Below are 19,820 nucleotides of genomic sequence, written 5' to 3'. Positions count from 1 at the left end.
TGCCGGCTGTCTCTGACTGATCTGTGTCTGTGGCATATGCCTTGCTTTAAAGCCTGGATAACCATCGACCAACGGACCTGCAATGAACCAGCTAAGCCTGAGTACCTCTGCTGCCCTCAGTCAGAGCGCCTCACCCCGTTTACAGCAAGCGGTGCGCCTGCTGCAGATGTCTTCACAGGATTTCGCGCGCGCCGTGCGTGAGGCTTTGGAGACCAATCCGTTGTTGGAATCGGATGAGGCAGAAGCGTTGCCGGATGTGCCCGCAATGCCGTTGAGCGATTGGAGCCTGTCCGGCGGAAGCGGTTCGGTGAGCTTCTCCGATGCGGATGGCGAGAGTGCGTGGGAGCGCTCAGCAGTACCCGTCTCGTTGCGCGCCCATCTGCACGGCCAGCTGGCTCTGCTGCGGCTTCCGGACCGAGACCTGCTGCTGGCGCGGGCGGTGGTGGAATCGCTGGATGATGATGGCTACCTGCGTGGCGGAATCGAAGAGATCGAAGAAGCGGTCGAGGCGATGGCGCTGTTGCCGAAGCCGGATGCCGATGAAATCCGCATCGCGTGGCGCCGCGTGCAGGCGCTGGACCCTGCAGGCGTGGCCGCCACCGATCTCCAGCATTGCCTGCTGTTGCAGTTGCACACGATCGACTGCGGTGAGACCCGCGATCTGGCGCGGCGCGCGATCGAAAGCCATCTGAAGGCTGTCGCGCTGCGTGATCCCTCGCGGCTGTCGGCAGCATTGGGCGTGTCGCGCGATCAGGCCGCTGCGGTGTGCGCGCAGATTCGCACGCTGAACCCCAGCCCGGGCCAGGCTTTTCAGCAAGACGATGTGCCCTTCGCGGTGCCCGATGTGCTCGCGGTGCGCAGCGGCAGAGGATGGCAGATGGTGCTGAACGATGCCGTCATGCCGCGCCTTCGCGTGCACTCCGCCTATGCAAGGATGTTCCAGCAGCGCAAGCGCAGCGCAGAAAGTGCTGCGCTCAGCGCCTGCCTGCAGGAAGCCCGCTGGCTGGTCGGCAATGTGTCGCAGCGCTTCGCGACGATTCTTGCCGTGGCCCGCGCGATCGGGCGGCATCAGCAAGCCTTCTTCGAATACGGCCCGCTCGCGCTCAAGCCGTTGAAGCTGCAACAGATCGCGGAGGAGGTGGGGGTGCATGAATCCACGGTATCGCGCGTGACCAACAACAAGTTCATCGCCACGCCGTTCGGCCTGCACGAACTCAAGTACTTTTTCTCGCGCGGCCTGTCCACCCGCAATGGCAACAGTTGCGCGCCGGCTGCGGTCAAGGAACTCGTTGCCGAACTGATTGCCGCCGAGTCGCCGTCGCATGCTTTGTCCGACGCCGAGATCGCCGGCCTGCTGGCCCAACAGGGGTTTTCGGTGGCCCGGCGGACAGTGACCAAATACCGGCAAGCCCTGCGGATTTCTGCGGCGCCTGAACGGCATAAAAGCGCGTGATCGAACAACCGCCGCCCACTTTCGCGCCGCTGCGATGCGACGAGAAAATCTAAGGGTTGGAGTGTTTGAACCAGCGGTGATGCAGCAAGGAAATTTTTGCGGCATCGAAAAGGCTTTTACCGGCGTTAACGCGCCTACAGCGCTGCTACTGCCTGAAAACGCGCAAAACACTTACTTTGGATTGGGCATGTCGATTGCCTCCTATCCCATACGCCCGATTCGTCACGGGCCCGGGACGCTCCCCTCCATGGGAGCTTATTCAAGGAGTATCCAGATGGCCAACCAAGCCAACCAAGCCGACCCGTCCAACGCACCTCGACGCAGTCGTGGTTTCGCCGCCATGGACCCGGAAAAGCAGCGAGCAATTTCGAGCAAGGGAGGGCAGGCCGCCCATCAGAAAGGCACTGCGCACGAGTTCACCTCGGAAGAGGCTCGCGCTGCAGGGGCCAAGAGCCATGGCAGCCGCAATGCCGCCCGCACGGGCGGTGGGGCATCCACCCGTGGCGGCAGCAGCGAGCAGCACGCAGCTGCGGGAAGCCAGAGCCATATGGGCCGTTGATGGATGGCAGGGCGCGGCGCACAGCTTTAGCAGCTGTGTGCTGCATCTGCTGCCCTGCCAGACCCGTGGAGCGCCTTCAGCCGAACGGTGATCGACAGTGCCCGGCTGTCATCCCGCCGGCCGGCTGAAGGCCTTGCTCTAGTGCCTGCCGGTCAGGCACGCCGCTTGCCCTATCGATGCATTGCAGATGCAAAAGCCTGGTTGCGATGGTTTCGCAAACAGGGATGCATCTGGTGCATTCATAAAGGCATTTTCGATGAGCAATTACCCCACCCGGGCCCCGCGCCATCGCGGGCTCTTTCAGCAGTTCTCTCCCCTCAATCTGGCTCCGGCATGGGAGCAATACAGCGTGGTCAAAGTGCGTGGCGTGCGAACCATCGCGTTGAGCGGGCATGCCGCCTATTCCAATTCAGGATGGACCGTGGAGCAGGCCGTGGGCTGCATCGAACTCGTCGGCGCCAAGGTGGCGGGGCTGGGACCGATGCTGCTGATCGGCTTCACGCTGGGCGACCCCGTGGAGCCTGCCGGGTTTGAACTGACCGACACCGATGCCATCGGCACGCTGGTGCTGCCTGCGCACTGCTTTTCTGCCTACCTGGCCCTTGCCACCGGCGCGAATGCGCACTTTCGCATTGGCGGCGATGGACGGCTGAATGCGGTCGGCACCGATCCTTCGATGCTTCAACTGCCTGCGCCGATGTAGGCCTTATTCGGCCCAGCCTTCGCTGATGAAGAGTCGGGTCGCCAGCAGCCCTGTGGACGTCCAGTGGGTGGCCGGCGACAGATGGGCCGCAAGAAGTTGCCGCCGCGCATCCCCCTCCAGCGATTGAAGGCGTTCTTTGAACCGGCTGAGTTCCGGGTCCAAGGTCGGCTCTGTGGCACTTGCCGTGTGGGCACCTGCCCGGTGGCGAGCCAGGGCCCTGAACGACGGCAATCGGCGCGTCTGGTTCGCGGAGGCAGGCTGTGCGTAGTCTTGCCCGTCGCGGCTGTCGTCACCGCGGATCCAGTCATGGATCACCTGCAGTTCATAGGGAGTGAAAACGCCAAACATCTCGGCACGCTCGCCCTGCAGCAGATTCCAGAACCGGCTCTGCGTGACGGGAGCACCCAGCTTGATCCACCCGCTTGCCTCGAGAGCATCCAGCAGCGCATCGACATCGCCTTGCGGGCCGAGCCACTCATTCACGGTGTGGCCACCAATGCGGCAGTAGTCCGAATGCATGCCGGCTCCTGCGGGAGCCTTGCGCTCGAAGATTCTGACCACCTCGGCTCTGACATCGAAGGCTTCGATGACTTCGCGCGTACCGCGTCCCAACTCGCCCAATCTGGCGCCTGCCTGCACGCGCTTCCAGAAGTTTTCCGGGTCGGCCTGTACTTCCAGCATTTTCAATACGGCTTCGCAGGCTTGCCATGCATGCCCGCTGTCGCTGTTGTCTACCGTCACGTGGAGCGTGAAGTAGTAGGGGTCGATGCCTAGCTCGTTGAGTTCATAAGCGGTGATGAGCAAATGCAAAGGCAGTTGTTCGTAACCCAGGTTGAAACCGATCACCTCTGGCAGAAACTGCTCCGCATTCCATCCCAGGGCGAGCTGCACCGCGCCCTGCAGATAGTGGACGTCGTCGAGCGCTAAGTCCTGCTGCAAGCCATGCCGACGCATCAGTTGCCGATAGAGCGTCACATGGTTCTTGTGCGGCACGCCATCGCCCAGTTCTTCCAGATAGGTCTGCAGCAAAGGCCGCAGCCGTTCGCTGGCCGGATGGAGTGCGATGCCGTAAAGCCAGGAGCCGTCCACCAATTTCGTAGGTGCCACCGCCGCCAGGAAGTGCAGCGCATGCGCGCGATTGCGAAAGTATTGGCGCTCGCCCCCTGCGCGCCGTGCATCCAGATAGCTTTGATAACGCTGGGCCACCGACTGCGCGTTGTCTCGGGACCAGGCGTTCAAGTCCTGCGGCTCGTCGCAGAGGCCGCACGGCGTGTCTTTGCTTTCTTCGATGAGCTGGCGCAGCCATTGCGCGCTTTGCTCTCGGGCTTGTGCCGTCGGGACGGGTGTCAGCAGCGACTCGTAAAGCTGGCGATAAGGGCTTGCGGGTGCGGCCAACGGTTCGTTGGCCAAGCGATCGGCTGAACTGGCAATGGACGGGCTGAGAGCGTTGAGCGGTTGGAGTTTTTGCGCGAGCATTTGGTAGCGGTGGGCTGAATGAATGAATTCATGCTGCGGCGCGGGGTGCGCACGAGCTACCTCCAGATGGCGCAACACCCGGTCGGCGAGGTCCTACGCCATCTCTGGTGCGCCTTGCAGCCATCCCCACGAGCGCAGCCGCTGCAACTCGCCGCCCGACAACCGCGCACCGATGTCTGTGCGATACCGCAGGTTGGGCACCAGCACTTTGCGCACCAGTTCGAGCGCTGCCCGATTGGCGTCGGCAACCGTAACGCCCAGGCCCGTGGCAACACCCAGGTATCCGCACGAGCCGCTGGCCACCAGCTGACCCTCGCGCAACGCTACTTCGGCGAAATGGAGGTGCTCGCGCTGCTGCGCTGTCATGGCAGGATCGAGAAAGATCGGCAGGCCTTTCGACAGCGCCGCATAGCCGTGCCGGTAAGGGAAGGGCGGAACCGTGAGTACCACGCCGCAAGCGAAGCCATCTTTGGTGCCGAAACGCAGGCTGTCCCGGCGAAGCATTCGGCGAAAGATGGTTTCCCATGGGTCGGTGTGCAGCGCCTCGCAGATCGCAAAGCCCGGGTAGCCGAACCGACAGGTGAATTCCAGGGGCCACAGCCCGTTCTCATTCGCGATGAGGTTGATGTTGATGTAGCCGCAGTAGCCGCCCTCACGCAACATCGGCGCCAACGGGCGAAGCACCGTTTCGTACAGGCGCCCGCTTTGGCGATAACTAACGATGGTGCCCATCTCGCCAGTGAGTTCACCCAGATCGCCCGGGAAAAAGCGTTTGTGCTCGAAATCGACGCACACCGGCTCGAGGAAATCATGGCCGTTGAAGTAGCCACCAACGCCCACCTCGATGCCGTCGATGAAATCCATCAGAACGAAATCGATGGCTTCCGTGCCAGCTTCTACTGTGGCGTTTCGCTGGCCGGCGTACATGGACAACAGGGCGTTCACGTCAGCACCATCGCGGGACTGCCCCACATAGTTGCGCGTGCGCTCGCTGGATGCACCGTTGAATTTCAAGACATACCGCGCGGGACGCCGCAGCAGAAAAGAAATGCCCGCTTCGTAGCTGGTGAACCGATGGCATTGCGCAACTTGCAAGCCCGCGGCTTTCAGCACGTCTTGTCCGAATGTACGGTCTGCTTCCAGACGGTCACCCAACGCGCTGCCACCAATGACTTGAAAGCCTTCGGCGCGCAATGCGTCCTGCAATTCGCCCTGGGTGGCGGACTCGAACAGGACCATGCCATCGTCTCCGGCGGCTTTGACCCAGCCCAGCTCGGTGTCCCATCCTTGCGCCCGCTGCAGGATGCCTTCGAAAACGTCATGGCAGGCGGGGTCTTCGATCACCACCCGGACCTCATGGCCCCGGCGCTGCAGCCCTTCGTACATGGCGGCCAGATCATTGGTCTGGCCAATGCCCAGAAATCTCATGCCCCGGGCCTTTGCACCACCATGCCCACAGCGGCGATGCGGTCCGCATCCGCGTAAGCGTGCCGCTCCAGTTCTTCGCCGAACACGTCGGGGTCGATCTCTTCGTAGTGCACGGTGAAACCCCGCTCTGTCGCATGGACGGTGACGGCTTCTTGAAAAGCATCCCGTCCATTCACGATGGTCGAGCCGGTATAGAGCAACAGGCGGCCGTTCGGCGCCAGCCGGTCGAGGCTTTCCTTCACGATGCGCTCAGACAGAGCTTCTCCGAAGCGGCCCCCGCCGTGCCGGTAGGTGCGCGATGCATCGTCCAGCAAATAGGGCGGGTTGGAGACGATGAGATCGAAGGCGCCTGAGACATTGGCAAAAAGATCGCTTTGAATGCAGCGTGCCGAGGCGCAGTTGGCATTGGCTGCGTTGGCTTGGGCGTGCAGCAGGGCACGAGGGTTGATATCGGCCAGCACGACCTCGCAGGTCGTCGGTTCAGTCCTCACGGTTCTCGCTGCCACCAGCCCCCCGGGGCCAGCGCCGCAACCCATGTCGACAATGCGCGCCGCTTCCTTCAAGGGTTGCGCGTTCAATTGGTTTCGAATGAAGGCAGCGAAACGGTAGGTGTCGGGTCCGAAGAAAACCGCATCTTCCTGAACGGTTGGAAATGGGGAGTGTGCGAATAGCAAGCCGTCGAGCGAACTGAATCGCACATTGCTCTGCAACATGCTTTTGGGGCTGGGCTTCAGCCAGTGGCTCTCCAACAGAGATGCCGTCAAATCGGTGGGAAGCAGGTGCTGCGGAAAAGGTCGGTTCCATCCGAAGGCATCGCGCAGGTCTGACGAGCGGGGATCGTGCGTTCTCGCGAGCACCCGCTGATGCGTCAGAGGCGTTACCGCCGTGAAACGATAGCCTGCTTGCGACAACCATCGGCCGAGCCACTGAAGGCTGTGTTCAATGGGCTGGGCATGGGGTGAAATCATCGATGTTCTGCTGTGCTTGTTTGGTTTTTTTGGGCGTTGAGGGCAAGTGTCAGGCAGGAATCGCGGGTGGGATGCGGGAGGCAGACATCCATGAAAAGCATCCGAAGCCGATCACCGAGTTGCTCACCAGCCATGCACCTTGCTGATAAAGCTGCAGCGCTCGCCGCGAGTCCGACATTTGCACGGCCCAGAGCTTGCCAGCAGGGTCGGTCCACAGAACGCGTGCGTCCACATCCGCCAACCGCTGAAAGGCCACGGCCGCCGTGGTCCCAGGGCTGAAGAGCACGAGCACTTCAGTGTCCTGCCCCGAAGGCAGCAGGGAAATGGGCGCGGCCACCGCCACGGCAAGTGCCAGCGCGGCAGACGCTTTAGCGCGGTGTCCATGTTCTGCCGATGGCGGGCTGCGACGAAACCACCATCCCGTCACCAGCGGAAGGATGCCGAACGCGATCAGCCAGAGCAGATCCCAAAAAAGCGGGTTGAGAGAATCGTCCCTCACGCGGTGAATGCCGAGAATCCAGTGCGACAGCACGGCATCGATCACATGCCAGGCGCCGAAGCCGATCATGGCGTTGCCCCAGAGCAGGCGGCCACTGGCGGGCGGCGCGTGCACCGTGCGGCTCTTCCAAAGAAGGAACAACCCCAGCGCCCCGATCACATACATGAGTGCGTGGAACAGCCCGTCCGCCAGAATCTGCACACGGATGTCTTGCACCATGGCTGATTCGACACGGCTCAAAAGGTGGTGCCATTGCAGGATCTGGTGCAGCAAGATGCCATCGAAAAAGCCTCCCAGGCTGAAGCCGAGGAGGTAGCCGGACCAGTTCATTCGGCGAAACGCAGCAGTCATTGCCAGCACTTCTTTCTGTTGAGATGGCGCTGCCTTGGCCAAAATGGGAGGCGCAGCCGGTGACAACGCCGCAATTTTTCAGGGACTTTTTATGGTTGCGGTGTAGGACAAACGAGCCTGCTCAGCAGATGCCGAATTCACTGCTGCGAGTGAAAGATCGATGACTGGCGTGCCCTGCAGCCTTGATGGAAGAGGGTGAATGGCCCCGGATCGGTTGGGGAGGCTCTGCCACTGAGGCTACAATTGGAGGCTTTCCCGCAAAAACGTCGCCCGGCAGCAACCAAAGCAATCCCCCAAAAAGCAGTAGTCTTCAGGAATTTTGTTCCTGCGGACTCCGGGCGACCCGTAACCATTCGGAGAACCCAGTGCTTTTGTCTCTAAAGGGATCCTTCCCGCCCGCCATCCTGGCGCTCGCAGACGGCACGGTCTTTATCGGCAATTCGATTGGTGCCACCGGCACCACGGTCGGCGAAGTGGTGTTCAACACCGCCATCACCGGCTACCAGGAAATCCTCACCGACCCGAGCTACTGCCAGCAGATCGTCACCTTGACGTATCCGCACATCGGCAACTACGGCGTCAACACCGAGGACATCGAAGCCGACAAGGTCCATGCTGCAGGCCTGATCATCAAGGACCTGCCTCTGCTGGCCAGCAATTTCCGCAGCACCGAAACGCTTTCGCAATATCTGGTGCGCGAGAAAACCGTCTCCATCGCCAACATCGATACGCGCAAGCTCACGCGCATCCTGCGCACCCACGGAGCGCAGAACGGCACCATCGTCGGTCTGGCGGCTGGCGAATCGGTCACGCAGGCGCGCATCGACGAAGCCCTGGCTGCCGCCAAGGCCGCACCCAGCATGAAGGGCCTGGACCTGGCCCAGGTCGTCAGCACACCCACGGCCTACCCGTGGGACCAGACCGAGTGGAAGCTCGGCTCGGGCTACGGCACGCTGGACGCCCCGCGATTCCACGTGGTGGCCTATGACTACGGCGTGAAGAAAAACATCCTGCGCATGCTGGCCGAGCGCGGCTGCAAGCTGACGGTGGTGCCGGCCAAGACGCCCGCCGCCGAAGTGCTGGCAATGAAACCCGATGGCGTGTTCCTCTCCAACGGCCCTGGCGATCCAGCGCCCTGCGATTACGCCATTGAAGCCACGCGGCAGATCATCGATGCCGGCGTGCCCACGTTCGGAATCTGCCTGGGGCACCAGATCATGGCTCTGGCCAGCGGCGCCAAGACGTTCAAGATGGACAACAGCCACCACGGTGCAAACCATCCCGTGAAAGACCTGGACAACGGCCGCGTCAGCATCACCAGCCAGAACCACGGTTTCGCGGTGGAGATGGAGTCATTGCCCGCCACCTTGCGCCCGACGCACATCAGCCTGTTCGATGGAACGCTCCAGGGCCTGGAACGCACCGATCAGCCTGCGTTCTGCTTCCAGGGCCACCCTGAAGCCTCGCCCGGCCCTCACGATATCGCCTACCTGTTTGACCGCTTCACCGCGCTGATGGAGAAGAAATAATGCCGAAGCGCACAGACCTCAAATCGATTCTCATCATCGGTGCCGGCCCGATCATCATCGGCCAGGCCTGCGAATTCGACTACTCGGGTGTGCAGGCCTGCAAGGCCCTGCGTGAGGAAGGCTACAAGGTCATCCTGATCAACAGCAATCCTGCGACGATCATGACCGATCCCGCGACGGCCGATGTGACCTACATCGAACCCATCACGTGGCAGACCGTCGAGAAGATCATCGCGAAAGAGCGCCCTGACGCCATCCTTCCCACGATGGGTGGCCAGACCGCGCTGAATTGCGCGCTCGACCTGTGGCGCAACGGTGTGCTGCACAAGTACAAGGTCGAATTGATCGGCGCCACGCCGGAGGCCATCGACAAGGCCGAAGACCGGCTCAAGTTCAAGGATGCGATGACGCGCATCGGCCTGGGCTCGGCGCGGTCGGGCATTGCACACACCATGGACGAAGCGTGGGCCGTGCAAAAGACGGTCGGCTTTCCAACGGTGATCCGCCCCAGCTTCACGCTGGGCGGCACGGGCGGCGGCATCGCCTACAACCCCGAAGAGTTCGAAACCATCTGCAAGCGTGGCCTGGAGGCGTCGCCCACCAACGAGCTGCTGATTGAAGAATCCCTGCTCGGCTGGAAAGAGTACGAGATGGAAGTGGTTCGCGACAAGGCGGACAACTGCATCATCATCTGCTCGATCGAAAACCTCGACCCCATGGGCGTGCACACGGGTGACTCGATCACCGTGGCACCGGCGCAGACGTTGACCGACAAGGAATACCAGATCATGCGCAATGCATCCCTTGCGGTGCTGCGCGAGATCGGGGTGGACACCGGTGGCTCCAATGTGCAGTTCTCGGTGAACCCGAAGGACGGCCGCATGATCGTCATCGAGATGAATCCGCGGGTGTCTCGGTCGTCCGCACTGGCATCGAAGGCGACGGGCTTCCCGATTGCCAAGGTGGCAGCGAAGCTGGCTGTGGGATATACGCTCGACGAGCTCAAGAACGAAATCACGGGCGGTGCAACCCCCGCGTCGTTCGAGCCATCGATCGACTACGTGGTCACCAAGATTCCGCGTTTTGCCTTCGAGAAATTCCCCACCGCCGACAGCCGGCTGACCACGCAGATGAAGTCGGTCGGCGAGGTCATGGCCATGGGGCGCACGTTCCAGGAATCGTTCCAGAAGGCCCTGCGCGGCCTCGAAGTGGGCGTGGACGGCATGAACGAAAAGACGCAGGACCGCGAGCTGCTCGAAAAGGAACTGGGCGAGCCCGGTCCTGAGCGCATCTGGTACGTGGGCGATGCGTTCGCGATGGGCCTGTCGGTCGACGAGGTGCATGACCTCACCAAGATCGACAAATGGTTCCTGGTGCAGATCGAAGAGATCGTGAAGATCGAACTCGATCTGGACAAGCTCGTGGAAGAGAAGGGCGATGGCGCACTGGCAGCCATCGATGCCGACACGCTGCGTGCGCTGAAGAAAAAAGGCTTCTCCGACCGCCGCCTGGCCAAGCTGCTGAAGATTCAGGAAAAGGCCGTTCGCGAAGCACGCCGTGCCCTCAACGTGCGCCCCGTGTACAAGCGGGTGGACACCTGCGCTGCCGAGTTCGCGACCAATACGGCCTACATGTATTCGACCTACGAGGACGAGTGCGAGGCCGCTCCGACCAACAACAAGAAGATCATGGTGCTGGGCGGTGGCCCGAACCGCATCGGCCAAGGCATCGAGTTCGACTACTGCTGTGTGCATGCCGCACTCGCCATGCGCGAGGACGGGTACGAGACCATCATGGTCAACTGCAATCCGGAGACGGTTTCGACCGACTACGACACGTCAGACCGGCTGTATTTCGAGCCGCTCACGCTGGAAGATGTGCTGGAGATCGTGGACAAGGAAAAGCCGACTGGCGTGATCGTGCAGTACGGCGGTCAGACGCCCCTCAAGCTGGCCTTGGGCCTCGAAGCCGAAGGCGTGCCGATCATCGGTACCAGCCCGGACATGATCGATGCGGCGGAAGACCGTGAGCGCTTTCAGAAGCTGCTCAACGACCTGGGCCTGCGCCAGCCTCCCAACGCCACGGCGCGAACCGAGCCGGAAGCGCTGGAAAAAGCGGCAGCGTTGGGCTACCCCCTGGTCGTGCGGCCTAGCTATGTGCTGGGCGGCCGGGCCATGGAGATCGTGCACGAGCAGCGGGATCTGGAACGCTACATGCGCGAAGCCGTCAAGGTGAGCAACGATTCACCCGTTCTGTTGGACCGCTTCCTGAATGATGCGATCGAATGCGACGTCGATTGCCTGCGCGACCCTGAAGGCAAGGTCTTCATCGGTGGCGTGATGGAGCACATCGAGCAGGCTGGCGTGCACAGCGGCGATTCCGCCTGTTCGCTGCCCCCGTACTACATCAGCAAGGCCACGGTCGATGAGCTCAAGCGCCAGACCGCTGCCATGGCCGAAGGCCTGAGCGTCATCGGCTTGATGAACGTGCAGTTCGCCATCCAGGAAAAGGATGGGAAAGACGTGATCTATGTGCTGGAAGTGAATCCACGCGCCTCGCGAACGGTTCCTTTCGTCAGCAAGGCCACGGGCATCCAGTTGGCCAAGGTGGCCGCACGCTGTATGGCGGGCCAGACGTTGGCCAGCCAGGGGATCACGCGCGAAGTCACGCCACCGTATTTCAGCGTGAAGGAAGCGGTGTTCCCGTTCGTCAAGTTCCCGGGCGTGGACACGATCCTCGGTCCGGAGATGAAGTCGACCGGCGAGGTGATGGGCGTGGGCAAGACGTTCGGCGAGGCCTTCGTGAAGAGCCAGCTCGGAGCGGGCACGAAGCTGCCCACCTCCGGCAAGGTGTTCCTCACGGTGAAGAACAGCGACAAGCCGCGTGCGGTGGACATTGCCCGGCAACTCGTTGCAATCGGCTTCGACCTCGTCGCCACCAAGGGCACGGCGGCGGCTATTTCGGAGGCCGGCGTGCCCGTAACGGTCGTGAACAAGGTGACTGAAGGCCGCCCGCACATCGTGGACATGATCAAGAACGACGAGATCGTCATGGTCATCAATACGGTGGAAGAACGGCGCAATGCCATTGCCGATTCACGCGCGATCCGGACGAGTTCGCTGCAGGCTCGCGTCACGACCTTCACGACCATTTTTGGCGCCGAGGCCGCGGTGGAAGGCATGAAGCATCTGGAACACCTCGAGGTCTATTCCTTGCAGGAATTGCATGCGCAATTGACAGCCTGAGTGCACAGTCGGGTTAAGCGTCCAGCCGATACAAACGCGGCATAATCGCACCTGAACAGAGACCGCCGCGCGGCAACGCGCGGCGGTTTCCTTTTGGGGCGTTCGCTTGTGCATTCATGGTTGCGCAAGGCGCCAGGAGGGCCGCGCGTGGCGCGGCGTCGAATTGAACGTGGAGACAGATTCAATGGCCACCATTCCCATTACCAAGCGCGGCGCTGAAAAGCTTAAGGAAGAGCTGCACCGCCTGAAAACCGTAGAGCGTCCCTCCGTGATCAACGCGATCGCCGAAGCGCGTGCACAGGGCGATCTGAGCGAAAACGCCGAGTACGAAGCCGCCAAGGATCGTCAGGGCTTCATCGAAGGCCGCATCCAGGAAGTCGAGAGCAAGCTCTCTGCCGCACAGATCATCGATCCAACCACGCTCGACGCGGGCGGCAAGGTGGTTTTCGGCGCCACGGTGAAGCTGGAAGACGAAGAGTCCGGCGATGCGGTCACCTATCAGATCGTGGGCGAAGACGAGGCCGACCTGAAGCTGGGCCTGATCAACGTGTCGAGCCCGATCGCTCGCGCACTGATCGGCAAGGAAGAGGGCGACACCGCCGAAGTGCAGGCCCCGGGCGGACTTCGCCGGTATGAAGTGGTGGGCGTGAGCTACCTCTGAACCCAGCAGCGCTGCCATGTTCGACCGTTTGCCCGTGATCGCCTCAGCCCTTTGGTGGGGCAGCCTGTCCGCAATCGGGTTCTTGGCAGTGCCATTGCTGTTCGTGCACCTGCCAACGCCAGCATTGGCAGGCAACATGGCGGCGCGTCTGTTCGAAGCGCAGACCTTCGTGTCGATCGGTTGCTGCGCCAGCCTTCTGTTGTTGTCGAAAAGACGGCATGCCGAGGCTCAGGAGGCCTGGGCGCAGTCGGCGCTGGTCTTCGTGATTGGGGGCCTTTTGCTGGCCCTGCTGGTGCAATACGGCGTATCGCCGCGCATCGTGGCCCGGCAGGACTTGCGCCTTTGGCACACCGTGGGCACCGTCATGTATGCGGTGCAATGGTTGTGTGCCCTGGCCGTGCTTTGGCGCACTGCACGGCGCTAGCCAGATTCAACCGGCGCCATCCGCTGCGTCCGTCATTCCTTCCAATGCTCGCCCACCCAGGCTGCAGGTTCGATATGTCGAAAACGCCTGTTCCGGCGCCCCGCCAGAGCGTCGGGAGGATTGCATTCCCCATGGAAAATCACAATGCGTGCTTGTGGCGGCACGGTCGGCGGCTTCCAATAGTTGGTAGGCCAAGTGGGAATGCAGTGGTATTTGAAGCTTGGGCACCAGCCTGACGGCCAATACCGAAGCTTGCCCTGCTGGTGCAGGAAGTCTGAAAGGTAGGCCTGCTCGTTTCGGAATTTCTGACGGACCAGATCGAAATGCCCACGAAAGTATTCGAGGACATCGGGGTGTGCTCCGATTTCGAAACGATAGACCGAAGAGTTGCCGGTGACGCGCCAGGGCCGCTTGTAGTCGTGAATGATCAGAAACTCGCCGGGCTCTTCGAAGAATCCGTCCAGGCTACCTGTCACGACCACATCCACGTCCAGGAACAGTGCGGTCCCTGAGAGGCCATGCAAATCGGCGCCGAACGTGGCCAGCTTCGTCCAGCCCCGTTCAGGAATGCCGGCGGGCAAGTCCAATGGCGGAATGGGGAGGCAATGCACTTCAGGGCGAATGCCCGCCGTGTCGTCCGTCAGGCAGACGAAACGAAAGTCACCGCTCAGATGGCGGCGCACCATGGCATAGAGCCGATTCACATATTCGGGGCCGTATTTGGTGCCCCATTTCATGCAGATCACATGGCGCTCTTGCGCCCCGGCGGAGCCCATCAATCGGCCTGGCGCTTCTTGATGGATTTTTGCTTGGGTTTCGCGCGCTTGATCTGGCCACCCGGTGTGAGACGCTGGTTGCCCAATACGCGCAATTGCTTCACCTCAGGGCGCTGGCCGCCGCGTTTGCTGAACTTGAGCACCTTCACATCGCGAGGACCAGGCATGCGGTCTTCGTCGACGGCGCGCTCCTTGGAAGGCTGTGGGCGCCAGAGGATCAGCAACTTGCCGATATGCTGGATGGGTGCTGCATTGAGCTCGTCTGCCAGCTTCTGATAAATCTGCTCGCGCGATGCGCGGTCGTCGCTGAAAACGCGCACTTTGATCAACCCGTGCGCATTGAGCGCGGCGTCGATTTCTTTTTGCACAGCGGCTGTCAGCCCATCGCCGCCAATCAGAACCACAGGGTCCAGGTGGTGGGCATTGGCGCGGTGTTCCCGGCGCTCTGCGGGAGTCAATTGAATTTGGGGCATGGCCGTATTATCGAGGCAGGATGAAAACAAACACGAAAAGCAAGAAGGTGAACAAGGCGTGGTTGCATGACCACGTCAACGACACCTACGTCAAACTGGCCCAAAAGGACGGCTACCGTGCCCGTGCGGCCTATAAGCTCAAGGAGATCGATGAGCAGTTGGGGCTGATCAAGCCCGGGCATACGGTGGTTGACCTCGGCTCGTCGCCGGGGGCCTGGAGCCAATACCTTCGGCGGCGCATGTCGCCTGGCGGTGCGGCGGTCGGCCAACTGAATGGCACCATCATCGCTCTGGATCTGTTGCCCATGGAGCCCATCGAGGGCGTGGTCTTCTTTCAGGGCGATTTTCGGGAAGACGAGGTCCTTGCGCAACTGCAGCAGGCCGTCCAGGGTCGGCTGGTCGATGTGGTCGTGTCCGATATGGCGCCGAATCTGTCCGGTGTGGGGTCTGTGGATTCCGCGCGCATTTCCCATCTGATCGAATTGGCGGTGGATTTTGCCGTGCAGCACCTCAAGCCGGAAGGCACGCTGGTGGTCAAACTGTTCCATGGCAGCGGATACGAACAGCTCGTGCAGCTTTTCAAGGACACCTTCAAGGTGGTCAAGCCCATGAAGCCCAAAGCTTCACGGGACAAATCTTCTGAGACATTTCTCGTCGGCATGGGGCTGAAAAAGCAGCTTTGAATCGGTCGTTCGTTGCGACACAGCCGGCCCTTTTCACCGTCATTGGGGCTTTCATGAGGTTGACCATGGCCCCTGATGGGGTAAATCGCATGGCTGCCTACCTTGAAACGCCTAAAATGCACCCTAAATGCGCTAGGACGTTTCCATGACACGTTCATGGCGTTATCCCTCTTGCTTCTGGAGCCCCGCTTGAACAATCAGTGGTTTTCAAAAATTGCCGTGTGGCTGGTCATTGCCATGGTGCTTTTTACGGTGTTCAAACAGTTCGACACCCGTTCTGGCGCCAGCGCGGGCTCGGTCGGCTATTCGGAATTCCTGGAAGAGGTGCGCAGCAATCGCATCAAGAGCGCCACCATCCAGGAAGGGCAGGGCGGTACCGAAATCGTGGCGACCACCACCGATGACCGCAAATTGCGCACTACCGCCACCTACTTGGACCGTGGCTTGGTGGGCGACCTGATCAACAACAACGTCAAGTTCGACGTCAAGCCGCGTGAAGAGGGCTCCCTCCTCATGACCCTGCTCGTGAGCTGGGGCCCCATGCTTCTGCTGATCGGCGTGTGGGTGTACTTCATGCGCCAGATGCAGGGTGGCGGCAAGGGCGGTGCGTTCAGCTTTGGCAAGAGCAAGGCCCGCATGCTGGACGAGAACAGCAACCAGGTCACGTTCGCTGACGTCGCAGGCTGCGATGAAGCCAAGGAAGAAGTCAAGGAAGTGGTCGATTTCCTGAAGGACCCGCAGAAATTTCAAAAACTCGGCGGTCGCATTCCCCGCGGTTTGCTGCTGGTGGGCCCTCCTGGCACGGGTAAGACCCTGCTGGCGAAATCCATCGCTGGCGAAGCGAAGGTGCCTTTCTTCAGCATTTCGGGTTCGGATTTTGTGGAAATGTTCGTGGGCGTGGGCGCTGCGCGTGTTCGCGACATGTTCGAAAACGCCAAGAAGAATGCACCCTGCATCATCTTCATCGACGAAATCGATGCGGTCGGCCGCCAGCGTGGTGCTGGCCTGGGTGGTGGCAATGACGAGCGCGAACAGACCTTGAACCAGATGCTGGTCGAGATGGACGGGTTCGAAACCAATCTCGGCGTGATCGTGGTGGCTGCCACCAATCGCCCTGACATCCTGGATGCCGCTCTGTTGCGCCCCGGCCGTTTCGACCGCCAGGTGTATGTGACCCTGCCGGACATCCGTGGCCGCGAACAGATCCTCAACGTGCACATGCGCAAGGTGCCTGTCGGTCAAGACGTGAACCCGAGCGTGATCGCTCGCGGGACCCCCGGCATGTCCGGCGCCGACTTGGCCAATCTGTGCAACGAGGCCGCTCTGATGGCTGCACGCCGCAATGCGCGCACGGTCGAAATGCAGGATTTCGAGAAGGCCAAGGACAAGATCATCATGGGCCCCGAGCGCAAGAGCATGGTCATGCCTGAGGAAGAGCGCCGCAACACGGCGTATCACGAATCCGGCCATGCCCTGATCGGAAAACTGCTGCCCAAGTGCGATCCCGTGCACAAGGTCACCATCATTCCTCGCGGCCGTGCCCTGGGCGTGACGATGAGCCTGCCCGAGAAGGATCGCTACAGCTACGACCGCGAATTCATGCTCAACCAGATCAGCATGCTGTTCGGTGGACGGATTGCGGAAGAGGTCTTCATGAACCAGATGACCACCGGCGCCAGCAACGACTTCGAACGTGCAACGTCTATCGCCCGGGACATGGTCACGCGCTACGGCATGACAGAAGCGCTGGGACCGATGGTCTATGCGGATAACGAAGGCGAAGTGTTCCTCGGCCGCTCGGTCACCAAGACCAACAACATGAGCGAGCAGACGATGGAAAAGGTGGACGGTGAAGTTCGCCGAATCATCGACGAGCAATACGCACTGGCTCGCAAGTTGATCGAAGACAACAGCGACAAGATGCACGCCATGGCCAAGGCCCTGCTCGAGTGGGAAACCATCGACACCGAGCAACTCGACGACATCATGGCTGGCAGACCTCCACGCCCGCCCAAGGATTGGACGCCTCGCACGCCTTCTTCCGGCGGCGACAACAACTCTGGCGGCGGTACGCCAGCAGTCACCACCGAACCTGCTCCTTCCGCCGCCTGATCCGCGGCGAAAGCTGGCAATGAAAACACGGGGCCTTTGTGGCCCCGTTTTTTGTATCTCCTTCGTTCCCGTCCATATCTCCAGAGTGTTCGATGCACTGGCAGACCACCCGATTCCAGATCGATCTTTCGCGTCCCCAGGTCATGGGCATCGTGAACATCACGCCGGACTCCTTTTCCGATGGCGGCAGGCATGCCAGCACAGCGCAAGCGATGCGGCATTGCGAAACCCTTCTGGAGCAGGGCGCTGATATCCTGGACATCGGTGGCGAATCCACGCGCCCCGGCAGCCCTGCCGTGCCTTTGGAAGAAGAGCTCGCGCGGGTGCTGCCGCTGGTTCGCCTTGCGGTGGGCCTGCAAGTTCCTTTGTCCATCGACACCTATAAACCCGAGGTCATGCGGGCTGCGCTCGATCTGGGCGCAGACATCATCAATGACATCTGGGCCCTGCGTCAGCCGGGCGCCGCCTCCGTGGTCTCTGGCCACCCCGCCTGCGGCGTCTGCCTGATGCACATGCACCGCGATCCCCAGACCATGCAAACGGCTCCAATGGAAGGGGATGTGGTGCCGCAGGTGCTATCATTTTTAGAGCGGCATGCCGTTGATTTGATTGCGCTGGGGGTCGAAAAGGCTCGGATCGTTTTGGACTGCGGCATTGGCTTCGGTAAAACGGTCGAGCAGAATTTCGCGCTCCTTGCCAGCCAGCCTCTGCTGTCCCGTGCCGGTTATCCGTGGCTGGCCGGGTGGTCCCGAAAATCCCCGCTCGGGGCCATCACCCAACTGTCTGTGACCGAACGAGTGGTGCCCAGCGTGGCGGCCGCCTTGTTGTCGGTAGAGCGCGGCGCGCGTATCGTGCGGGTGCATGACGTCCGAGAGACGGTCGCGGCCTTGCAGGTCTGGCAGGCTGCCCCGCTTTCCCCATCCTCATTCCAACCGCAGCATGCGGGCATCTTTCAGGCGGAGACACAACAACCATGACACGTCGCTACTTTGGTACGGATGGCATTCGCGGCACCGTCGGGCAGGCGCCCATCACTCCCGATTTCGTGCTGCGGCTGGCGCATGCGGTTGGCCGCGTCTTGCGTCGCAAGGAAGAGCGGCCGACGGTCTTGATCGGCAAGGACACCCGCATTTCCGGCTACATGCTCGAAAGCGCCCTGGAATCCGGTTTCAATTCGGCCGGGGTGGACGTGGTTCTGCTGGGCCCTTTGCCGACGCCGGGGGTGGCTTATCTGACCCGTGCGCAGCGGGCCAGCCTGGGTGTGGTCATCAGTGCCAGCCATAACGCCTACCCCGACAACGGGATCAAGTTCTTCAGTGCCCAGGGCACCAAGCTGTCCGACGACTGGGAGATCGCCGTGGAAGCCGCGCTGGACGAGTCGCCGGTGTGGGCTGATTCGGCATCGCTCGGGAAGGCGCGGCGTCTGGAAGATGCAGCGGGCCGATACATCGAATTCTGCAAGAGCACGTTCCCGCAGGATTTGACGCTCAAGGGCGTGAAGATCGTGGTGGATGCGGCCCATGGTGCGGCGTATCACATCGCCCCGAAAGTCTTCCACGAATTGGGTGCCGAGGTTCTGGCCATCGGCTGCTCGCCCGACGGCCTGAACATCAATCACCAGGTGGGTGCGACCCATCCCGAAGCACTGGTGCGTGCCGTGCGCGCCAACCATGCCCACTTCGGTGTTGCGTTGGATGGCGATGCCGACCGTCTCCAGATGGTGGACGCTGCAGGCAGGCTCTACAACGGCGACGAGTTGCTCTATTTGATGGCGGCAGATCGGCTGGGGCGTGGCGAGCCGGTGCCCGGGGTGGTGGGCACGCTCATGACCAACATGGCGGTGGAGCTGGCGCTCAAGGCACAGGGTGTGCAGTTCGTGCGCGCCAAGGTCGGCGACCGCTACGTTTTGGAAGAGCTCGCCCGCCACCGTTGGCTGTTGGGTGGCGAGGGCTCCGGGCACCTGCTGGCCTTGGACCGCCACACGACCGGGGACGGCCTCATCAGTGCGCTGCAGGTGCTGCAAGCATGCGTGCGCAACGGGTGTGGTTTGCCCGACATGCTGGCGAATGTGCATCTCTTCCCGCAGGTGCTTCTCAACGTGCGCTTGGCTCCGGGCCAAGACTGGAAGAGCAACACGGTGCTGGCGGACGCATTGCGGTCTGTCGAGACGGCCCTGGGCGAGACGGGGCGCGTGCTGATCCGCGCGAGCGGAACCGAGCCCTTGTTGCGGGTGATGGTGGAAGCCAGCAATGCCGACCATGCGAATCAGTTCGCGCAACAATTGGCAGACGCAGCGCGGGCCGGTTAAAGCCTTACTTCTCGCTCGCTCGCAGGCGGCGCGGGAAGGTCAAATCTTGACAGTTGAAGCAGCAGCCGACCGCTGTTGTGAATGCTGCCTGACCTTGAGCGAGCAACAGATCATGCTGGCGAAGCGTTTTCAAAGCTTCATCAGAGGCAGTCGCGGCGCAGGCCGGGTTGCT

The 19,820-nt window shown here is 61.6% G+C and carries 17 protein-coding genes; 11 read left to right on the top strand and 6 right to left on the bottom strand.

Annotation, left to right across the window (positions count from 1 at the left end; translation table 11 throughout):
• Nucleotides 1-82 precede the first annotated feature (82 nt).
• The 3 genes from rpoN (at nucleotide 83) to BLT03_RS01420 (ending at nucleotide 2,715) form a co-directional block, all read left to right on the top strand.
• Nucleotides 83-1,453 (top strand): RNA polymerase factor sigma-54, encoded by a 1,371-nt coding sequence (gene rpoN, locus BLT03_RS01430; RefSeq protein ID WP_092739573.1) that lies wholly within the window; start codon nucleotides 83-85, stop codon nucleotides 1,451-1,453.
• A 34-nt stretch (nucleotides 1,454-1,487) separates the two neighbouring features.
• Complete coding sequence (locus BLT03_RS25065; protein WP_353615271.1) at nucleotides 1,488-2,012, top strand: KGG domain-containing protein; 525 nt, start codon at nucleotides 1,488-1,490, stop codon at nucleotides 2,010-2,012.
• Between the two features lie 256 nt (nucleotides 2,013-2,268).
• A complete protein-coding gene (locus tag BLT03_RS01420; RefSeq protein ID WP_092739570.1) occupies nucleotides 2,269-2,715 on the top strand; it encodes a hypothetical protein in 447 nt (148 codons plus the stop codon).
• A 3-nt stretch (nucleotides 2,716-2,718) separates the two neighbouring features.
• On the opposite strand, the gene BLT03_RS01415 is transcribed toward BLT03_RS01420, so the two are convergent.
• The 4 genes from BLT03_RS01415 to BLT03_RS01400 all read right to left on the bottom strand — a co-directional run bounded on the left by BLT03_RS01415 (nucleotide 2,719) and on the right by BLT03_RS01400 (nucleotide 7,437).
• Nucleotides 2,719-4,191 carry an iron-containing redox enzyme family protein gene (locus BLT03_RS01415; RefSeq protein ID WP_092739568.1) on the bottom strand — a complete coding sequence of 491 codons (1,473 nt, stop codon included), beginning with the start codon at nucleotides 4,189-4,191 and terminating at the stop codon, nucleotides 2,719-2,721.
• Between the two features lie 93 nt (nucleotides 4,192-4,284).
• On the bottom strand, nucleotides 4,285-5,538 hold the full coding sequence (locus BLT03_RS01410) for a phosphoribosylamine--glycine ligase (RefSeq protein ID WP_245711187.1): 1,254 nt from the start codon (nucleotides 5,536-5,538) through the stop codon (nucleotides 4,285-4,287).
• A 77-nt stretch (nucleotides 5,539-5,615) separates the two neighbouring features.
• Nucleotides 5,616-6,587 (bottom strand): methyltransferase, encoded by a 972-nt coding sequence (locus BLT03_RS01405; RefSeq protein WP_092739564.1) that lies wholly within the window; start codon nucleotides 6,585-6,587, stop codon nucleotides 5,616-5,618.
• Between the two features lie 49 nt (nucleotides 6,588-6,636).
• The gene (locus BLT03_RS01400) at nucleotides 6,637-7,437 is read right to left on the bottom strand and encodes a DUF2243 domain-containing protein (RefSeq protein WP_092739562.1); all 801 of its coding nucleotides are present in this window, start codon (nucleotides 7,435-7,437) and stop codon (nucleotides 6,637-6,639) included.
• Nucleotides 7,438-7,802: 365 nt separating this feature from the next.
• Here BLT03_RS01400 and carA point away from each other — a divergent pair, with 365 nt between their 5' ends.
• From carA to BLT03_RS01380, 4 genes are all read left to right on the top strand, one after another.
• On the top strand, nucleotides 7,803-8,966 hold the full coding sequence (carA, locus tag BLT03_RS01395) for a glutamine-hydrolyzing carbamoyl-phosphate synthase small subunit (RefSeq protein WP_092739560.1): 1,164 nt from the start codon (nucleotides 7,803-7,805) through the stop codon (nucleotides 8,964-8,966).
• Nucleotides 8,966-12,211 carry a carbamoyl-phosphate synthase large subunit gene (carB, locus tag BLT03_RS01390; protein WP_092739559.1) on the top strand — a complete coding sequence of 1,082 codons (3,246 nt, stop codon included), beginning with the start codon at nucleotides 8,966-8,968 and terminating at the stop codon, nucleotides 12,209-12,211. Before carA ends, carB begins: the two co-directional genes overlap by 1 nt.
• A gap of 184 nt (nucleotides 12,212-12,395) precedes the next feature.
• Nucleotides 12,396-12,872 (top strand): transcription elongation factor GreA, encoded by a 477-nt coding sequence (gene greA, locus BLT03_RS01385; protein ID WP_092739558.1) that lies wholly within the window; start codon nucleotides 12,396-12,398, stop codon nucleotides 12,870-12,872.
• Between the two features lie 16 nt (nucleotides 12,873-12,888).
• The gene (locus BLT03_RS01380; RefSeq protein ID WP_092739556.1) at nucleotides 12,889-13,296 is read left to right on the top strand and encodes a DUF4149 domain-containing protein; all 408 of its coding nucleotides are present in this window, start codon (nucleotides 12,889-12,891) and stop codon (nucleotides 13,294-13,296) included.
• A gap of 32 nt (nucleotides 13,297-13,328) precedes the next feature.
• Here the strand turns inward: BLT03_RS01380 and BLT03_RS01375 are convergent, their stop codons facing one another.
• Both BLT03_RS01375 and BLT03_RS01370 read right to left on the bottom strand, forming a co-directional pair.
• Nucleotides 13,329-14,072 carry a glycosyltransferase gene (locus BLT03_RS01375; protein WP_092739554.1) on the bottom strand — a complete coding sequence of 248 codons (744 nt, stop codon included), beginning with the start codon at nucleotides 14,070-14,072 and terminating at the stop codon, nucleotides 13,329-13,331.
• A complete protein-coding gene (locus BLT03_RS01370; protein ID WP_092739552.1) occupies nucleotides 14,072-14,545 on the bottom strand; it encodes a YhbY family RNA-binding protein in 474 nt (157 codons plus the stop codon). Before BLT03_RS01370 ends, BLT03_RS01375 begins: the two co-directional genes overlap by 1 nt.
• Before the next feature lie 20 nt (nucleotides 14,546-14,565).
• Here BLT03_RS01370 and BLT03_RS01365 point away from each other — a divergent pair, with 20 nt between their 5' ends.
• The 4 genes from BLT03_RS01365 (at nucleotide 14,566) to glmM (ending at nucleotide 19,648) form a co-directional block, all read left to right on the top strand.
• Nucleotides 14,566-15,228, top strand: coding sequence for an RlmE family RNA methyltransferase (locus BLT03_RS01365; protein WP_092739550.1), 663 nt, complete (start codon nucleotides 14,566-14,568; stop codon nucleotides 15,226-15,228).
• A 189-nt stretch (nucleotides 15,229-15,417) separates the two neighbouring features.
• Nucleotides 15,418-17,340, top strand: a complete 1,923-nt coding sequence (ftsH, locus tag BLT03_RS01360; RefSeq protein ID WP_092740047.1) for an ATP-dependent zinc metalloprotease FtsH — start codon at nucleotides 15,418-15,420, stop codon at nucleotides 17,338-17,340.
• A 92-nt stretch (nucleotides 17,341-17,432) separates the two neighbouring features.
• Nucleotides 17,433-18,317 (top strand): dihydropteroate synthase, encoded by an 885-nt coding sequence (gene folP, locus BLT03_RS01355; protein WP_092739548.1) that lies wholly within the window; start codon nucleotides 17,433-17,435, stop codon nucleotides 18,315-18,317.
• The gene (glmM, locus tag BLT03_RS01350; RefSeq protein WP_092739546.1) at nucleotides 18,314-19,648 is read left to right on the top strand and encodes a phosphoglucosamine mutase; all 1,335 of its coding nucleotides are present in this window, start codon (nucleotides 18,314-18,316) and stop codon (nucleotides 19,646-19,648) included. Before folP ends, glmM begins: the two co-directional genes overlap by 4 nt.
• The last annotated feature ends 172 nt before the right edge of the window (nucleotides 19,649-19,820 follow it).

Source organism: Paracidovorax valerianellae (assembly GCF_900102625.1).
GTDB lineage: Bacteria > Pseudomonadota > Gammaproteobacteria > Burkholderiales > Burkholderiaceae_C > Paracidovorax > Paracidovorax valerianellae.
Note: the sequence above shows the minus strand (reverse complement) of the source record. Positions and strands in the feature narration are given on the sequence as shown.

Bases quoted from the DNA above. Each gene is read 5' to 3' on its own strand.
- BLT03_RS01405 (WP_092739564.1), bottom strand. From the start codon at position 6,587: ATGATTTCACCCCATGCCCAGCCCATTGAACACAGCCTTCAGTGGCTC.
- rpoN (WP_092739573.1), top strand. From the start codon at position 83: ATGAACCAGCTAAGCCTGAGTACCTCTGCTGCCCTCAGTCAGAGCGCC.
- BLT03_RS01415 (WP_092739568.1), bottom strand. From the start codon at position 4,191: ATGCTCGCGCAAAAACTCCAACCGCTCAACGCTCTCAGCCCGTCCATT.
- carB (WP_092739559.1), top strand. From the start codon at position 8,966: ATGCCGAAGCGCACAGACCTCAAATCGATTCTCATCATCGGTGCCGGC.
- BLT03_RS01420 (WP_092739570.1), top strand. From the start codon at position 2,269: ATGAGCAATTACCCCACCCGGGCCCCGCGCCATCGCGGGCTCTTTCAG.
- glmM (WP_092739546.1), top strand. From the start codon at position 18,314: ATGACACGTCGCTACTTTGGTACGGATGGCATTCGCGGCACCGTCGGG.
- greA (WP_092739558.1), top strand. From the start codon at position 12,396: ATGGCCACCATTCCCATTACCAAGCGCGGCGCTGAAAAGCTTAAGGAA.
- BLT03_RS01365 (WP_092739550.1), top strand. From the start codon at position 14,566: ATGAAAACAAACACGAAAAGCAAGAAGGTGAACAAGGCGTGGTTGCAT.
- BLT03_RS01375 (WP_092739554.1), bottom strand. From the start codon at position 14,072: ATGGGCTCCGCCGGGGCGCAAGAGCGCCATGTGATCTGCATGAAATGG.
- BLT03_RS25065 (WP_353615271.1), top strand. From the start codon at position 1,488: ATGCGACGAGAAAATCTAAGGGTTGGAGTGTTTGAACCAGCGGTGATG.
- BLT03_RS01370 (WP_092739552.1), bottom strand. From the start codon at position 14,545: ATGCCCCAAATTCAATTGACTCCCGCAGAGCGCCGGGAACACCGCGCC.
- folP (WP_092739548.1), top strand. From the start codon at position 17,433: ATGCACTGGCAGACCACCCGATTCCAGATCGATCTTTCGCGTCCCCAG.
- BLT03_RS01400 (WP_092739562.1), bottom strand. From the start codon at position 7,437: ATGACTGCTGCGTTTCGCCGAATGAACTGGTCCGGCTACCTCCTCGGC.
- BLT03_RS01380 (WP_092739556.1), top strand. From the start codon at position 12,889: ATGTTCGACCGTTTGCCCGTGATCGCCTCAGCCCTTTGGTGGGGCAGC.